This window comes from Allohahella marinimesophila, assembly GCF_039538005.1.
Classification (GTDB): Bacteria; Pseudomonadota; Gammaproteobacteria; order Pseudomonadales; family Oleiphilaceae; genus Allohahella; species Allohahella marinimesophila.
Genome location: NZ_BAABBO010000018.1, coordinates 51,636 through 67,038, shown reverse-complemented (window position 1 = coordinate 67,038; position 15,403 = coordinate 51,636). Strand labels below are relative to the sequence as shown.

The window sequence follows — 15,403 nt, the reverse complement described above, 5'->3', positions numbered from 1 at the left end:
CCGCCGTGCCGCGTGGCAAAAACGACTGCTATCTGCTGCCAGCCTGCCCTGGGGCTGGCTGACGCTGGGTATGGGAGTGGGGAGCTGCCTGATGTTCTTCTTTATGGCAGCTTCGTAATCGGCGTCTGCCTCAGGGGATACTAGTGGTGGTGTCCTGATTCACCATCAAAGCCATGGGCATGGCCGTGCGCGACTTCTTCTTCGGTGGCAGCACGCTCGCGCAGTACCTTGACCTTGAACTGCACGGTCTTGCCGGCATAGGGGTGGTTGGTATCGACATCGACCATGCTATGGCCGACTTTGGTGATGGTCACGATTTTCTGACCATCTTCCGTGCGCAGTGGAATGACGTCGCCCACTGACAGCTTGCCATACTGCTTGAAATGCTTCTTCGATACGCGCTGTACCGAGTCTGGCTGCAGCTCGCCAAAGGCTTCACTGGGTTGCAGCGTGATCTCGACATCGTCGCCGGCAGCCTTGCCGTCGAGCGCCTTTTCCAGCGCAGGCATAAGATTGTTATGCCCATGCAGATACACCATGGGTTCGCCATCTTCAGTCTGGTCGAGCAGTTCACCTTCGCTATCGAGTATGCGATAGCTGACCTCAACGACGCTGTTGTTGCTGATCAATTCGTGTCTCCTGTCATTCGTAGGGTAAAGAAAAATCCAGAGGCACCGCGAGCTCGCTTTCGGCGCCAACCGGCTGCCCGACCATTTCATCGTAAGCCGAGTGATGAATCAGCCAGATATCCTGCAAGGGAAGGGTCTGGAAGGCCTCTTTTATACCCTGCAGGCTCATGAAGCGCTGAACTTCAAGGCCATCGCGGGAATAGAAGCGGCTGCCATTCGCTGTTCTGAATTCCACCGAGTACACGAAATAGCCATGAGAATGAACATTGACCCGAACATTCGCTGGCAGGTTGGGCAACTCTTTGTCGGTGATCAACATCGTGAGGCTCCGGACGCTGGTGCGAGCCTGGTGGACGGGCCACCGGGCCGCTGACGTGCTAAAAGGCTGACAGGATGTACTGTGCTGGTCAATCAAAAGTTGAGCCGGCCGGGCGCGCTAACCAAGTCGTCTCCGCTGAATACCAAGGCTGAAGTCACTGATCATATGGCGGCAGAAGGCGTTCAGGATGCCGAGCTCTTCCCGCGGTCGCTCGTTTCGAGCCAGGCGACGGATCTGATGATAATACCAGCCGGCCTGACCCTGATTGTTGATGGCTCGTATGGCCGCAGACGAACTCGCCGTTCCCAGAAAACCCTTGCCCAGAACAAGCCGCTTCTCATGGTTTGGCAGTTGCTCGATTCGCCCGCTCAATGCCTCGTTTGCAAGATCCTGCGCCACACAGAAAGGACGGGCAAGGCCAATCATGGCCGTGGTCCCGTCTTCGAGTGCGGAGATCATGGTACTGACCTTGCGGAATCCGCCTGTAATCATCAGCGGCACCGTAGTGGCAGAGGCGATGGCCTCGGCGTACTCGAGGAAGAAGGCTTCGCGCTGGCGGGTGCTTTCGCGCTGTTCATCTGCCTCGCTGGTATCCATGAACACCAGGTTTTCGTAGGTACCGCCAGAAATTTCAAGTAGATCGACACCATGTTCGCCGAGCCAGGCTGCGACCTGCAGGCATTCTTCGAGGGTGAAACCACCTTTCTGAAAGTCGGCTGAGTTGAGCTTCACCGAAATCGGAAAGTCTGCCCCGGTCTGTTTTCTCACTTCATCGACGGTAGCCAGTAGAAAGCGCGCGCGATTCTTCAGCGAACCGCCCCAGTCATCGCTGCGTTTATTCGTCACCGGCGACAGAAACTGTGAGCCCAGATAACCATGAGCCGAATGAATCTGCACGCCGGTGAATCCTGCTTCTTTCACCAGAGCGGCAGAGCGTCCGAACCTGTTAATGACATCCTCAATGTCGGCCACTGTCATTTTGCGCGGCCTGGCAAAATTGCCCAGGAGCTCCAGCTGCACCCCAGATGGGCTCAGCGGCTGGCTGTTGACGATGCGCGAACATTGTCGGCCTGGATGGTTGAGCTGCACCCAGAACTGGTTGCCGCCTTCCGTACCAGCAGCTGCCCAGCGGCGAAAGTTATCGAGGTGGGTGTCGTCTTCCAGAACGGCATTGCCACCGCGCTCCAGATAACGACCATCGACCATGACATTGCCGCTCAGCAGCAGGCCTGCACCGCCGCGGGACCAGCGACGATAAAGGGTTTCGAGCTGTTCGCCAGGGACGCCTCGCGGGGTGGCCAGACCCTCGGTCATGGCTGCCTTGCAGAAGCGATTCGGGATCTTGACACCGCAGGCCAGCAAGAGGGGCTGAGCGAGTGTTTCGAGCGCAAGCGTGGATTCTTGGTTGGCTGGCATGCAGGTTGAGCTCCTTGTTGGCATTGTTATCAGGCCTCTGATCGATAACTGACCGCGGGTCATTTACGAAGTATATAGTGAGTTGGCTAGAGAGGGTAGAGGTGAAATGGCGGCGGTCTGGGAGAATCAGAGGATGACGAGAGCAATGAACGGCAGTTCCGACTATAATCTGGATCAAGGTTTCAGTCTTTTCTCCTGGTGGCATTTCTTCTGGACGTTTATGGAATCGGTATTAGCATTACCTGAACAACCTGATCTCTTGCCTGGTATCATCGATCTGCTGCTCGACGCGGTGTTCGTGGTGGACGGTGATGGGTATTGTGTCTGCGTCAGCTCAGCCTGTGAGCGTATGTTCGGCTATACACGTGATGAACTGGTCGGGCGTCGGATCATCGATCTGACCCATCCGGAAGATCGTGCGATGACAGAGCTCGTGGCAGCCAAGGTCAAGCAAGGGGAGGCGCAGCATCACTTCATCAATCGATATGTCCACAAGAATGGCAATACCGTCCATGTGATGTGGTCTGCACGCTGGCTCGAGCAGGAACAGTTGCGACTGGCAGTCGCGAGGGACATCACCGATCTGAAGCTGGCTGAGGCGAGGCTTCACCATCTCGCTCACCATGACCCCCTGACCGATCTTCCAAACCGAACACTGTTTCAGGAGGCATTCGATCTCGCTTTGGCGCAGGCGGGGGAGAAGCAGGAAAAGATGGCTCTGCTGTACCTGGATCTTGATCTGTTCAAGCCCATCAACGACAGATTCGGCCACGAAGCAGGGGATCAGCTCCTGATCGCCATCGCTCAGCGCCTCAACGCAGAAGTTCGAGGCTCGGATATCGCCTGTCGATTGGGTGGGGACGAGTTTGCGATATTGTTGACGGGCTTGAAGGCGACAGAAGTTTTGGCCACCGTTCTGCCCAAGGCCTTGATGCGACTCGAATCGGTATTCTCAAAGCCATTTCTGGTCGGCACTGAACTCTATCAGATGACAGCCAGTGTCGGCTGTGCGCTGTTTCCAGATGATGGAACTGACCGCGAAACCTTGTTCCGGGGAGCTGATTCGAGAATGTACGCTGCCAAACGGGCCATCTGAAGCAGGCGCTAGACCAGCGGTCGACGATTGGAGCGTTTATCTTCCCAGTCCATGGCATCGACCTCGTACCAGCCCATGCGATCGAGCACTGCCCGTTTCGTCGGCTCTGACAAGGTAGGCCAGAGATTGCGGAACTGATCCAGACCGACCTCGCGTCGATGGCTCATCTTGCTGTTGAGGGCATTCTTGATCTGCGGCAGGCGCAGGGCTTCCCCCAGTCTGCCCGGAAAAATCATCGTCTGGCCGAGCACCTTTCTGGCATGCGTCCGCTTACGAAGTATGTTGTCGAGCGCGGCAGCTGCTTCCTGCGCGCGTTCGACCGTAAAATGACTAGGGTCCATAACACGAGACTATACGTCCGGATCGGATTCGTCGATCTGACTTTCGTAATCCGGAATACTCACCGTCCGCACCACATGGTCGTCAAACACCGTTTCAAGGTGCACGTCGAAGCCCCACAAGCGGTGAATGTGTCGGAGCACCTCTTCTGCATCTTCCTCATGAAGGGGCACGCGGTCTGTCGGTGCATGGCGCAGGGTCAGTGAACGGTCCCCCCGGACGTTGACGTTGAAAACCTGAATGTTGGGGTCACGCATGCTCAGGTTGTACTGACGAGCCAGCGCCTCCCTGACACGGCGATAGCCATTTTCATCGTGAATCGCTTCAATCCGGTAATGCGACTCTTCATCGTCATCCAGAATGTGGAAGAACTTGAAATCGCGAATCACCTTGGGCGAGAGAAACTGCAGGATGAAGCTCTCATCCTTGAAGTTGCGCATTGCAAAATGAACGGTCTGGAGCCAGTCCGACCCAGCAATGTCCGGGAACCACTTGCGGTCTTCCTCTGTGGGTGACTCGCATATGCGTTTGATGTCCTGGAACATGGCAAAGCCCAGCGCATACACGTTGATGCCGCTGTAGTAACGACTGTCGAATTCCGGTTGAAACACGACCGAGGTATGACTCTGCAGAAACTCCAGCATGTGGCCGTCGGGGATGTAACCCTTGTCGTACATGCGATTGATGAGGGTGTAATGCCAGAATGTGGCCCATCCCTCGTTCATCACCTGGGTCTGCCGCTGCGGGTAGAAATACTGGGCGACCTTGCGCACGATACGGACGATTTCACGCTGCCAGGGCTCTAGCAGCGGGGCGTTCTTTTCGATGAAATACAGCAGGTTTTCCTGCGGCTCGAGCGGGAACCGGGTCTGCTTCTTCCGGGCGCCCTTGGCATCCTTCTGCGGAATGGTGCGCCACAGTTCGTTGACCTGCTGCTGAAGGTACTGCTCCCGCTCCTTCATCATTCTTTCTTCTTCGCCGGCAGAAATTGGCGAAGGCCGCTTATATCGGTCGACCCCGTGGTTCATGATGGCGTGACAGGAGTCGAGGAATTTCTCGACCTCTTCGACGCCATGGCGCTGCTCGCATTTGGTGATGTAGTTCTTCGCGAACAGCAGATAATCGATGATGGCGCCGGCATCGGTCCAGGTACGGAACAGATAGTTACCCTTGAAGAACGAATTGTGTCCGTAGCAGGCATGCGCGATCACCAGCGCCTGCATCAGGATGGTGTTTTCTTCCATCAGGTAGGCAATACAGGGGTCGGAATTGATGACAATCTCATAGGCGAGACCCATCTGGCCGCGCTTATAGGCCTTTTCTGTCTGCAGGAACTGCTTGCCGAAGGACCAATGGTTGTAGCCGAGCGGCATGCCCACTGACGAATAGGCATCCATCATCTGCTCGGCACTGATGACTTCAATCTGATTAGGGTAGGTGTCGAGGCCGTATTCCTCGGCACACTCGCGAATGGCGCGGTCGAACTCGTCGATCAGCTCGAAGGTCCAGTCACTCCCCTCGGTGAGTGGCTTGAAACGGGTCTCGATGGGCTTGATGGAGCTGGCCTTGACCGGATGGACCCACGACATTGGCTGCGATTTGTTTGTCGGCTCATTCATAGCGTGCTGCATGATGTGTCACCCTTGACGGTTACCCGTTCTCAAGCTGCTTCTGAAACAGTTTTCGGAATACCGGGTAGATATCTGAAGCATCGCCGATCTGTTCTATGGCGAAGCGTCCAGGGAACTGCGCAGCGATCTTCTCGTATTCGTACCAGAGCATCTGGTGCTCGTGAGGCGTTATCTCAATATAGGAATAGTACTGCAGACGGGGCAGGATGTTTTCTGCCAGCAACTTGCTGCAGCGCGGTGAGTCATCGTTCCAGTTATCACCGTCGCTGGCCTGCGCCGCGTAGATGTTCCAGTCCTGGGCGGGGTAGCGCTGCTCTACGATCTCGGCCATCAGTTTGAGGGCGCTGGACACGATGGTGCCGCCAGTCTCCCGGCTGTAGAAAAACTCTTCTTCATTGACCTCTTTCGCGCTGGTGTGGTGGCGAATGAAGACCACATCGATCTTTTCGTAGTTTCGCTGCAGAAAGAGATAGAGCAGTATGAAGAATCGCTTTGCGATATCCTTGTGGTTCTGACTCATCGAGCCGGAAACATCCATCAGGCAGAACATCACCGCAGATGTAGCCGGCTTCGGCTGCTTCAGATGCTGGTTATAGCGAATGTCGATTTCATCGATGTACGGGATCGCCTTGACGCGCTTCCGAAGCCGTTCGATTTCAGCTTCGACTTCCAGCATTCGATCCTTCAGCTTGAGGACGGGATCGTCGATGGCTGGATGAGCCTTCAGGGTTTCCAGTTCGGCTTCCAGCTCCCTGATTCGGCCACGGGTTCGGCCACCGAGCGCCAGGCGCCGGGCATAGGCACCACGAAGACTGCGTACGATATTGATCTTGCTGGGCGTGCCGGAACTGGTATAGCCGGCACGTACATACTTGAACTTGGTCGTGTCCTTGAGCTGCTTCTGTACCAGATTCGGCAGTTCGAGATCCTCGAACATGAAGTCGAGAAACTCCTCCTGAGAAATCTGGAACACGAACTCGTCATTGCCTTCACCAGAATCACTGGCCTTGCCCTGGCCCTGACCCTGTCCGCTACCACCCTCCGGCCGTTCGATCAGGTCACCCTGGGTATATTCCTTGTTGCCGGGGTGCACGACATTACGCCGTCCGCCACGGCCACTACGGAACAGCGGCTCACTGATATCCTTGGTGGGTATGGAAATACGCTCACCACGGTCAATGTCGGTGATGGAGCGCTTGTTGACCGCTTCAGTGACGGCCTTGCGGATATGACTCTTATAGCGGCGAAGGAAGCGCTGTCGATTAACAGCGCTCTTGTTCTTGCCGTTGAGTCGTCTGTCGACGACATGGGTTCCATTCATTCAGCCACCACTGGAAGACCGCCAGGTATTGCATCGCCAGATATTGCACAGGCAAGAGTGTCGTTCAGACCCTGTCGCATTACTGGGATTTGCGCACCCTCAGATACCATTCGCACAGCAGCCGCACCTGTTTCTCGGTATAGCCCCGTTCGATCAGACGCTTGACGAAATCCTGGTGCTTGGTCTGATCGTCCTGCGAGGCCTTCGGATTGAAGGAAATCACCGGCAGCAGGTCCTCAGTATTCGAGAACATCTTCTTCTCGATCACGGCGCGCAGCTTCTCATAGCTCAGCCAGGACGGGTTCTTGCCCTGGTTGTTCGCCCGTGCTCTCAGTACGAAGTTGACCACTTCGTTTCTGAAGTCCTTGGGATTGCTGATACCAGCAGGCTTCTCGATCTTCTCAAGTTCATCGTTGATCGAGCTGCGATCGAAGTTTTCACCGGTTTCCGGATCCCGATATTCCTGATCCTGAATCCAGAAGTCGGCATAGGTCACGTAACGATCGAAGATGTTCTGGCCATATTCCGAGTAACTCTCAAGGTAAGCCGTCTGGATTTCCTTGCCGATGAACTCGACATACTGCGGAGCCAGGAATTCCTTGATGTTTCGCAGGTAGCGGTCCTGAACTTCAGGCGCATACTGCTCCTGTTCAATCTGCCGCTCGAGTACATACAACAGGTGAACCGGGTTGGCCGCAATTTCGGTGGTATCGAAGTTGAACACGCGGCTCAGGATCTTGAAGGCAAAGCGGGTGGACAAACCATCCATGCCTTCGTCGACGCCCGCATTGTCGCGGTATTCCTGAATCGACTTGGCCTTTGGGTCGGTGTCCTTGATGTTCTGCCCGTCGTACACCTTCATCTTGCTGAAGATGCTGGAGTTTTCAGGCTCCTTGAGACGTGACAACACAGAGAACTGGGCCAGCATGCTCAGCGTGTCCGGGGCGCAGGGCGAACCGGCCAGAGAGCTCGAACTCAGCAGCTTGTTGTAGATCTTGATCTCTTCGGTGACGCGCAGGCAGTAGGGCACCTTCACGATATAAATTCGGTCGAGGAAGGCCTCGTTGTTCTTGTTGTTGCGGAAGGTCTGCCACTCGCTCTCGTTCGAGTGCGCCATGATGATGCCTTCGAAAGGCACGGCACCCATACCTTCAGTCGTGTTGTAGTTACCTTCCTGAGTCGCGGTCAGTAGCGGGTGGAGCACCTTGATGGGCGCCTTGAACATCTCCACGAATTCGAGCATGCCCTGGTTGGCCTTGTTCAGGCCGCCCGAGAAGCTGTAGGCATCAGGATCATGCTGTGCATATTCCTCCAGCATCCTGATATTGACCTTGCCGACCAGCGCGCTGATGTCCTGGTTGTTCTCATCACCCGGCTCGGTTTTCGCCAGCGCCACCTGGTTGAGCAGGCTGGGGTAGAGCTTGACTACCTTGAACTGGCTGATGTCGCCATTGAACTCGTGCAGCCGCTTCACCGCCCAGGGGGACATGATGTAGTTCAGGTAGCGCTTGGGAATGCCATATTCGTCCTGCAGGATCTGACCGTCTTCGAGCGGGTCGAACAGGCCAAGCGGGCTTTCCTGAATAGGCGAGCCTTTGATCGCATAGAAGGGCTGCTTCTGAAACAGCGATTTCAGTTTTTCAGCAAGCGATGACTTGCCGCCACCAACTGGTCCAAGGAGATAGAGAATCTGCTTCTTTTCCTCAAGACCCTGGGCAGCATGCTTGAAAAAGGAGACGATCTGTTCGACGGCTTCTTCCATGCCGTGGAACTCTTCGAATTCGGGATATCGTTTGATGATCTTGTTGCTGAAGATCCGGCTGAGCCGTGGATCTTTCGCGGTGTCGACGAACTTGGGTTCGCCGATCGCCATCAGCATACGTTCGGAAGCAGACGCGTAGGCTGAGGGGTCCTTCTTGCAGATGTCGAGATACTCCTCAAGGGAGTACTCCTCTTCCTGCCGCGCTTCGAACCGATTCGAGAAGTGAGAAAATAGACTCATCTGGCTGCTCCGGAATGACTGCTAAGTGACAATGTGCGGCATGAGATGCCAGCAATTCAACCTGCCTTCCATTGCTTCTGAACTCCCCCGGGCGCAAGGGTCAGTCATCAGAAAAGAGGTTCTGACAACCTTGCTTTCAGAGCTCAGAAAGCATTGCGTTCACTTAGAATATAGTCGAATTCATGAGGCATGGATAGCCGTCTTCTGCTCGAAATCGCATCATGACGCATCTGTAAGTAACACTCCGTAGTACACTGCAATGTAGTGACAGGTGCTTCCGCCAAGCACAAAAAGGTGCCAGATCGAGTGCGCATATGGTACCCGATCGAGCAGATAAAAGATGATGCCAACGGTGTAGACGATACCGCCCGCAATGATCAGGTCGAGCGCGACCGGCGGCAGGCTCATCATCAACTGTGGCGCCACTATCAGCCCCATCCAGCCCATAACGATGTAATTGACAAGATGCACCTTGTGGCGCTTTCCAGGGCTCTTCAGTTTGAAGTAGATGCCGGTGAGGGCGAGGGTCCATAAAATTGCGAAAACCACCCACCCGGTCGTGCTGCGCATATTAACGAGCAAAAAGGGGGTGTAGGTGCCGGCGATCAGTAAATAGATGGCGCAATGATCAAACTGATTGAGAAGATATTTGGCGCGGGGATGGTCTACACCGTGATACAGCATGGAGGCAAGATAGAGCAGAAACAGTGAGGCGCCGTAAATCGACACGGCTACTATGGCCCAGGCATCACGCTCCTGGCTCGCAAGCACGATGAGGATGGTAATGGCGGCCACACTGACGAATGCACCGAGACCGTGAGTCACGGCATTGATGATCTCTTCGACCTTGGACTGGGCACGGACGCCCTTCTCACCTGCTGGTGCGGGGCTGCTTGCTTCAGACATGGTGGCATTCTCTGGTTCGCGCACGCTCTGATGAGCGCGGTCCCGCCTAGTCTAAATTATAGCGCTCCAAACTTGAACTTTGCGCTAGTGCCTTTTCAATGACGAGCAGGCTGGATTGCAGCCGCGCAGCTGCCGTGGCCGTGGCGTCGCCCGGCGAGTCAGGCATTTCAGGCACGAATCTCAGACCGTAGTTGGTCCCTACGTCCGAGTCGGTCACATACACGAACTGGGCTGGCAAATCGCGAATTTCAATAAGACCGACAGCGACACCCTCGGGATCCGGCGCCCATCGATAGTCGAAGTCGAACAGGGCGTGAGGCGCCTGTCGGCGCTGATCGGTATCGGCGAAGCGACTGATATCCACCGGCTCATGATGAAAGAACCCGAGCCCCTGGTGATTGAAGTTCGTGGGCGTGACGGCAATGGGGCTGCCATAGCGATCAGCGCTCTCATCGCTTTCGCACTCGCATCGGGCCAGTAGAAGACGAACCTGGCAGTTGATGAAGCTCTCATTACAGAGATAGCGTTGTAATTTGCGCCGCTCCTGCTGCTGGCTACCGTGGTGTCCGTTGCGATGATGGCTCATGACTGACGCTCGTCAAGGGTGGGGTAATTGAGCACGAGTCCCGATTCAAGATACTTCTGCAGCTTCACACCGAAGCTCCCATCAGGTAACTCGCGATTGATGGTATAGATCTTCCCGTCGGCATCTGCCGGCTCCTTGATGAGATCGAGCACCACCTTGAGTTCGGCCTTTCGCTTCTGCGTATCGAGCACAATGACGAGCTTGGGTTTCAGCTTGCTCTTCTGGTTCTGCATCACCACGATACCTACTTCTCCGGTATGCAGTTCGACGATCGAACCGGGCGGGTAGATGCCAATCATCTTGATGAATTCCTTGGCAAGCTCGTCGTCGAACTGCGTGCCCCTGAAGCGGTAGATGATATCCAGGGCTTCCATGGACGCCCGTCCACGGCTGTATGTCCTGTTCGATGTGATGGCATCATAAGTATCCACGATAGCCACCAGCTTGGCGTAATACGGGATCTGGTTGGCCTTGAGCTTTCGCGGGTAGCCGTTGCCGTCGAGCCGTTCGTGGTGGTTATAGGCCACGTCAACCGCCTTGTTCAGCATGCCGGGCTGGCTCATCAGGATATCCCGGCCGTATTCGGCGTGTTTGCGCATCAGCTCGAACTCGTCAGGCGTGAGCGACGTTGGTTTATTCAGTATCTCCAGCGGGATTTTCATCTTGCCGACATCATGGAGCATGCCGCAGAGGCCAACGAGACGGATCTCGTCCTCTGGCAGGCCGAGCCGCTTCGCGAAGGCGGCAGACAGAATGCACACGTTCAGGCAGTGCTCCGCCGTATACTCATCCTGATTACGAATTTTCGATAGCCACATCAGCGCATCGTCATTGCGCAGGAGACTGTCGACAATATCGTCTACCACGTCCTTGGTCTTGTTGATGTCAAGCGTCTTGCCGATGCGGATGCCAGTGAGAATACTGGTGGCGAGGCTCTTGGCGCTCTTGTAGCTTTCTCTGGCCTTACCAATTTCCTCACTCACGTCGATCTTGTTGATATACACGAATTGTGGCGTGCGAGACGTGACCTTAGCGCGGGACGGTGGTTGAGGCGTGCGGTCCGCCAGGTAATTGGTGGACTTGTAGGACTTGCCCTCGATGTAAATGAACTGGCACTGTTCCCGCAGCGCGTGGATCTCGTCAATATCCTTGACGACAAATCCCTGCAGCAGGAAATCGGTTTCTTCCCAGGGTCGGTCGAGCCGGATGACATGCATCCCAAGCTGGACTTCACTGGCAGGAATCTTTACTTCGAACAGGTCTACGCTCATCCATCGAGTATAGGCAGAAGGTGCAGATTGGTAAATTCAGTACACTGGCCGTGTCACGAGGCTGGCAGGCGACAAGGGTTAATCTTTGGCGTATGACTACACTTGTGGCAGTACTGAATGTCAGCCATGACCACGACCGCATGAGCATAGGGACACAACGGGTGGAAGAAACACGAGAAGAAGCAAGTGTCGCCTCGCCAATAGACGAGGTCAATTACGGCAGTAAAGGCTTACCGCCGTGGCTGCAGCGGATAGAACGCTGGCTGTGGCTGAACGAACAGGACAACCGCGGACGGGTGATGCACGGCTTGTGGCATGCCTCCCGGGTGCTGTTCGCTGTGGTGAGAGATGTTTCGCTCGGCAATATCACGCTTCATGCCATGAGCCTGGTCTACACGACCCTCCTATCCATCGTGCCGATGATTGCATTGAGCTTTTCCGTCCTCAAAGGCCTTGGCGCCCACAATAATCTCGAGCCGCTGTTGCACAGTGCCGTCGAGCCTCTCGGCGCGGAAGGTGAGGCACTGGTGGGGCAGATTCTGGGTTTTGTGGACAATATGCAGGTCGGGGTGCTGGGATCGGTTGGCCTCGCCATGCTCGTGTACACCGTCATTTCTCTCATACAGAAGGTCGAGCGTGCCTTCAATGAAATCTGGCGTGTCGGCCAGGTCCGTTCGATGGCCCAGCGCTTCAGCAATTATCTGAGTGTGATCGTGATCGGGCCGGTGCTGATCGTTTCTGCGCTGGGCACTACGGCGACGGTGGTGGGCTCCGATATGGTGAAGGACCTGCTGACCATTCAGCCATTCGGTCTGCTGTTTTCGATTATGAGCCGGTTGATGCCCTATCTGATGATCATTGCGCTGTTCACCTTCGTCTACACCTTCATACCCAATACGCGGGTCAAGCTGCGGTATGCGCTGATCGGTGGTGTGGTGGCGGGGGTAGCCTGGCAGTCAGCAATCTACGGGTTTACGCAGTTTGTGCTCAACTCCAATTACCAGGCCATATATTCTGGTTTTGCCGTCGGTATTCTGCTGCTGATCTGGCTTTACGTCGCCTGGCTCATTCTGCTGATGGGAGCCTCGGTGGCGTTTTATTCACAGAACGTCAAATACATTACCCGGGAGCGTCAGGTGTCGACCAGCGCCTGTCTCGATGAGCGGGTTGGCCTGGGCCTCTTCTTCCAGGTCGCCCGAACCTTTCACGAAGGGCGAGGCCTCTGTCTGCTCACAGAGCTGGATAAAACGCTTCGTGCAGGCCCCGAAATCAATCATCGGCTGCTGAAGAAACTGGTGAAGGCCGGCCTGCTAGTATCTGCCGGGACGCACGGTGAGGGGCTCACGCCTGGCCGTTCGCTCGAGCATATTACGGTGGCAGATGTCCTGAAGGCTGTCCGAAGTCAGGAACAGCTGTTTCCGCTGTATGTCTCTGCAGACATGCAGGCTGCCGAAGTGGTAGCTGAAATCGAGCAGGCAGTGGACATGAAATACGATGCCATCACTGTGGCACAGTGGCTGGACCGGCATGAGCAGGACGAGGTGGCCGTCAGTAGCTGAGACCAGGCCGTATCAGGGCTGATCGTTCAGTTCCCTCAGCGTCTCCAGCAGCGGCGTCCACAATTCTTCGGAGAGCGCTCCGTAGGGGGTGACAGTGAAGGAGAGTGCCCGGGACGCCTGGACCGTGCCTTCAGGGGGCTTGCGAATCTGGGCAAAGCCAGAGTATTGGTCGCCGAGACGACCTATCTCAAGCATCAAGGCTTTCGAGTCTGTGACTCGCCCGCCAGAATCTGCTGTGACCGAAGCCTGTTGAAGCCCTGCGAGGCGCTGCAGCCAGTCACCGATCAAGGCAAGCTGTGGTGACTGATAATCAGTCATGCTGAATCGGATGAGTTCAGGTGCACTGTCGAGCAGATTCACCACCAGATTTACAGGCGTCTGGGTCTCGGGTTGGCTACCCGGCATAGTCCCGGTGAATTCGATGGCGGTTGGTTCTGCGGAGCTCTGTGTGCTGAAGTCAGTGACCACCAGGCGGTGCTCGAGAACACGCAGCGGTTCGAGCCGGTTCGCCGCCTCATCATCTGCGATAGCCAATTCGGTGCCGTCGAGAATCAGCTGTCTGAACCAGCAGTTATCCTGGAACGCTGTCAGCGCCGACATTTCGATGCTGGTACTGATGCTGATCCGCTCGCGGTCAGGTGCGAGGCCGGGAGGTAGTCCACACAATTCGAGCGCACCTTCCGCAAGCGTTAGAAGCCGGTCGTCGAGATGAGCTTTGAGACTCTGAATCGTCAACTGTTCGCTATGCACCTCCAGCAAGGTGCCCTTTTGCCAGTCGATCAGCAGCTCGGCTGCCGCTGCTTTTGTGCTGATAAAGGATTCCGCTGGGGCAGACGTAGGTCGAAATCGGAATGAAGTCAGCACCAGTTCGCTACTGGCCTGCAACCGGATTCGTTCAGGCGTCCAGAGCTGGTCTTCGGCCAGCCACTGCAGCTGATTGATATCCGCCGAAAACTGCTCGGTGCGCAAGTCCAGCGTTCTGCTTGCCCCCGATGCATCGGTGTATTGACCCTGGCCGCGTAATCCACTGAAGCCAAGCTGAAGCTCGATGGCGGTGAGTGCGCGCTTCTCGGCTTCGAACTCGACGACCAGTTCGCCCTGCATACCGATTTGTCCTTCAAGCAAGGTCACATCACGAAGGCCCGGTAGCGGCGGCAACGCAAGGCCCGTAGTGGAAAAGTCGGCAGCTGCGAACTGCAGGTCCTTGAGCTCGAGATAGAATATAGCGCCCCCGGGCGTTCGCTGTGGCCGGACTGAGAGCTGGAAGGGTTGCTTATTGATACGGGCATCGACGTCCCAGTTGTGCAGGGGCGGTGTGTCGCTGACACCTCCTGCCTCGACGTCCTGCCTGTCATCTGCGAGTACGCTGCCGGTGAGACTGAAGATGTTGAACACCGAGCCGGTGTCGCTCAGACGCGCCTCAACATCGTTGAGGACGACCTGCTGGACTGTCGCCTGAAAAATGAGCCGTGGCAATTCGAGTTCAGAGGGCCAGTATTCGTCGCTCTTCGCCGCGGCCAGAAACAGCCGATTCAAGGGCTGCAGCCAGCCTTCAGCGCGAAGACCGGAGGCCTTGGTCGGGTCGATCCCCAGTGCTGTGGCGGCAGAGTCCATGGTGAGCCAGCCATTGTCGATCGTCAGGCTGCGATCGAAGAAATCCAGCGTGAGCTGCTCGACCTGTCCGACCTTCACTGGCGGCTGTGATGCGCCAGGAGACGGACCATGATGTCCCAGTTCAAGATCGTCTATCGTGAGCTGTAGTTTGAGAGGATTGAAGCTGAGCTCGCCATCAAGCCGCTTGAGTGCCAGCGGCGCAAGATAGGCATCGACGAAGGGGCCGCCGAAATGGCGAACGAGCAGAGGAGCACCAACCAGAAATACGAGAAGCGCTGACAGAGTCAGCGCGAGAAAAGCCCGGCTAAGTGTGAGGAGCAAAGAACTGGTCTCTCAACAGCGTATCACCGCCGCAGACCAGATAGCACATCACACCGCTCCTCGATCATTTGGCGGTATTGCTGAACGAGATTCAGCTGTTCCAGAGTCTGGGCACGATTGAGATAGGCGCCGAGTTCCAGAAGCTCTCTGAACAGGCGCCGCTCGGTGCTGCTTCTGGGTTTGATATGGCTTAAACCAGCGAGCTGGGAAGTCGACATTACGTGGTCATCCTATACTTTTCGAAATTACCAGTTGTAAACATACTACGTACTCACAGCCCCGAGGGGATCTGCGCTGCACCCTGTTCCGGTCTTTCCGATTCAACATCCTGTCTTGTTCAAGAAATAAACGGTAAGCAAGTCTTACCTTTTGTTATAGTTTTGTCAAACCTGG

At 55.8% G+C, this 15,403-nt stretch carries 14 protein-coding genes; 2 read left to right on the top strand and 12 right to left on the bottom strand.

Features of this window, described 5'->3' with window-relative positions; translation table 11 throughout:
• Window positions 1-140 precede the first annotated feature (140 nt).
• The 3 genes from ABD735_RS16875 to ABD735_RS16865 form a co-directional block, all read right to left on the bottom strand.
• A complete protein-coding gene (locus ABD735_RS16875; RefSeq protein ID WP_344808629.1) occupies window positions 141-629 on the bottom strand; it encodes an FKBP-type peptidyl-prolyl cis-trans isomerase in 489 nt (162 codons plus the stop codon).
• A gap of 13 nt (window positions 630-642) precedes the next feature.
• Complete coding sequence (locus ABD735_RS16870; protein ID WP_344808627.1) at window positions 643-948, bottom strand: DUF6482 family protein; 306 nt, start codon at window positions 946-948, stop codon at window positions 643-645.
• 117 nt (window positions 949-1,065) lie between these two features.
• Window positions 1,066-2,364 carry an NADH:flavin oxidoreductase/NADH oxidase family protein gene (locus tag ABD735_RS16865; RefSeq protein WP_344808626.1) on the bottom strand — a complete coding sequence of 433 codons (1,299 nt, stop codon included), beginning with the start codon at window positions 2,362-2,364 and terminating at the stop codon, window positions 1,066-1,068.
• Between the two features lie 133 nt (window positions 2,365-2,497).
• Between ABD735_RS16865 and ABD735_RS16860 the strand changes: the two genes are divergently transcribed.
• Entirely contained in the window at window positions 2,498-3,460 is a 963-nt protein-coding gene (locus tag ABD735_RS16860) for a diguanylate cyclase domain-containing protein (protein ID WP_344808624.1), read from the top strand.
• An 8-nt stretch (window positions 3,461-3,468) separates the two neighbouring features.
• Here ABD735_RS16860 and ABD735_RS16855 read toward each other — a convergent pair whose 3' ends face one another.
• From ABD735_RS16855 to ABD735_RS16825, 7 genes are all read right to left on the bottom strand, one after another.
• Complete coding sequence (locus ABD735_RS16855; protein ID WP_344808622.1) at window positions 3,469-3,801, bottom strand: hypothetical protein; 333 nt, start codon at window positions 3,799-3,801, stop codon at window positions 3,469-3,471.
• A 9-nt stretch (window positions 3,802-3,810) separates the two neighbouring features.
• The gene (locus ABD735_RS16850; RefSeq protein WP_344808989.1) at window positions 3,811-5,388 is read right to left on the bottom strand and encodes a SpoVR family protein; all 1,578 of its coding nucleotides are present in this window, start codon (window positions 5,386-5,388) and stop codon (window positions 3,811-3,813) included.
• 61 nt (window positions 5,389-5,449) lie between these two features.
• On the bottom strand, window positions 5,450-6,751 hold the full coding sequence (locus ABD735_RS16845) for a YeaH/YhbH family protein (RefSeq protein WP_344808620.1): 1,302 nt from the start codon (window positions 6,749-6,751) through the stop codon (window positions 5,450-5,452).
• 79 nt (window positions 6,752-6,830) lie between these two features.
• Window positions 6,831-8,753 (bottom strand): PrkA family serine protein kinase, encoded by a 1,923-nt coding sequence (locus tag ABD735_RS16840; protein ID WP_344808618.1) that lies wholly within the window; start codon window positions 8,751-8,753, stop codon window positions 6,831-6,833.
• 219 nt (window positions 8,754-8,972) lie between these two features.
• Entirely contained in the window at window positions 8,973-9,659 is a 687-nt protein-coding gene (gene trhA, locus ABD735_RS16835; RefSeq protein ID WP_344808616.1) for a PAQR family membrane homeostasis protein TrhA, read from the bottom strand.
• Between the two features lie 46 nt (window positions 9,660-9,705).
• Window positions 9,706-10,245 carry a hypothetical protein gene (locus ABD735_RS16830; protein ID WP_344808614.1) on the bottom strand — a complete coding sequence of 180 codons (540 nt, stop codon included), beginning with the start codon at window positions 10,243-10,245 and terminating at the stop codon, window positions 9,706-9,708.
• On the bottom strand, window positions 10,242-11,516 hold the full coding sequence (locus ABD735_RS16825; RefSeq protein WP_344808612.1) for a cyclic di-GMP phosphodiesterase: 1,275 nt from the start codon (window positions 11,514-11,516) through the stop codon (window positions 10,242-10,244). Before ABD735_RS16825 ends, ABD735_RS16830 begins: the two co-directional genes overlap by 4 nt.
• Window positions 11,517-11,608: 92 nt before the next feature.
• Between ABD735_RS16825 and ABD735_RS16820 the strand changes: the two genes are divergently transcribed.
• Window positions 11,609-13,075, top strand: a complete 1,467-nt coding sequence (locus ABD735_RS16820; RefSeq protein ID WP_344808610.1) for a YhjD/YihY/BrkB family envelope integrity protein — start codon at window positions 11,609-11,611, stop codon at window positions 13,073-13,075.
• 12 nt (window positions 13,076-13,087) lie between these two features.
• Here the strand turns inward: ABD735_RS16820 and ABD735_RS16815 are convergent, their stop codons facing one another.
• Both ABD735_RS16815 and ABD735_RS16810 read right to left on the bottom strand, forming a co-directional pair.
• Window positions 13,088-15,010 (bottom strand): AsmA family protein, encoded by a 1,923-nt coding sequence (locus ABD735_RS16815; RefSeq protein WP_344808608.1) that lies wholly within the window; start codon window positions 15,008-15,010, stop codon window positions 13,088-13,090.
• Window positions 15,011-15,033: 23 nt separating this feature from the next.
• Window positions 15,034-15,228 carry a hypothetical protein gene (locus tag ABD735_RS16810; RefSeq protein ID WP_344808606.1) on the bottom strand — a complete coding sequence of 65 codons (195 nt, stop codon included), beginning with the start codon at window positions 15,226-15,228 and terminating at the stop codon, window positions 15,034-15,036.
• Between the last annotated feature and the right edge of the window lie 175 nt (window positions 15,229-15,403).

Excerpts from the sequence above, each read along its gene's own strand:
- ABD735_RS16845 (WP_344808620.1), bottom strand. The coding sequence starts at position 6,751 with ATGAATGGAACCCATGTCGTCGACAGACGACTCAACGGCAAGAACAAG.
- ABD735_RS16855 (WP_344808622.1), bottom strand. The coding sequence starts at position 3,801 with ATGGACCCTAGTCATTTTACGGTCGAACGCGCGCAGGAAGCAGCTGCC.
- ABD735_RS16865 (WP_344808626.1), bottom strand. The coding sequence starts at position 2,364 with ATGCCAGCCAACCAAGAATCCACGCTTGCGCTCGAAACACTCGCTCAG.
- ABD735_RS16860 (WP_344808624.1), top strand. The coding sequence starts at position 2,498 with ATGACGAGAGCAATGAACGGCAGTTCCGACTATAATCTGGATCAAGGT.
- trhA (WP_344808616.1), bottom strand. The coding sequence starts at position 9,659 with ATGTCTGAAGCAAGCAGCCCCGCACCAGCAGGTGAGAAGGGCGTCCGT.
- ABD735_RS16830 (WP_344808614.1), bottom strand. The coding sequence starts at position 10,245 with ATGAGCCATCATCGCAACGGACACCACGGTAGCCAGCAGCAGGAGCGG.
- ABD735_RS16820 (WP_344808610.1), top strand. The coding sequence starts at position 11,609 with ATGACTACACTTGTGGCAGTACTGAATGTCAGCCATGACCACGACCGC.
- ABD735_RS16870 (WP_344808627.1), bottom strand. The coding sequence starts at position 948 with ATGTTGATCACCGACAAAGAGTTGCCCAACCTGCCAGCGAATGTTCGG.
- ABD735_RS16825 (WP_344808612.1), bottom strand. The coding sequence starts at position 11,516 with ATGAGCGTAGACCTGTTCGAAGTAAAGATTCCTGCCAGTGAAGTCCAG.
- ABD735_RS16810 (WP_344808606.1), bottom strand. The coding sequence starts at position 15,228 with ATGTCGACTTCCCAGCTCGCTGGTTTAAGCCATATCAAACCCAGAAGC.
- ABD735_RS16850 (WP_344808989.1), bottom strand. The coding sequence starts at position 5,388 with ATGTCGTGGGTCCATCCGGTCAAGGCCAGCTCCATCAAGCCCATCGAG.
- ABD735_RS16840 (WP_344808618.1), bottom strand. The coding sequence starts at position 8,753 with ATGAGTCTATTTTCTCACTTCTCGAATCGGTTCGAAGCGCGGCAGGAA.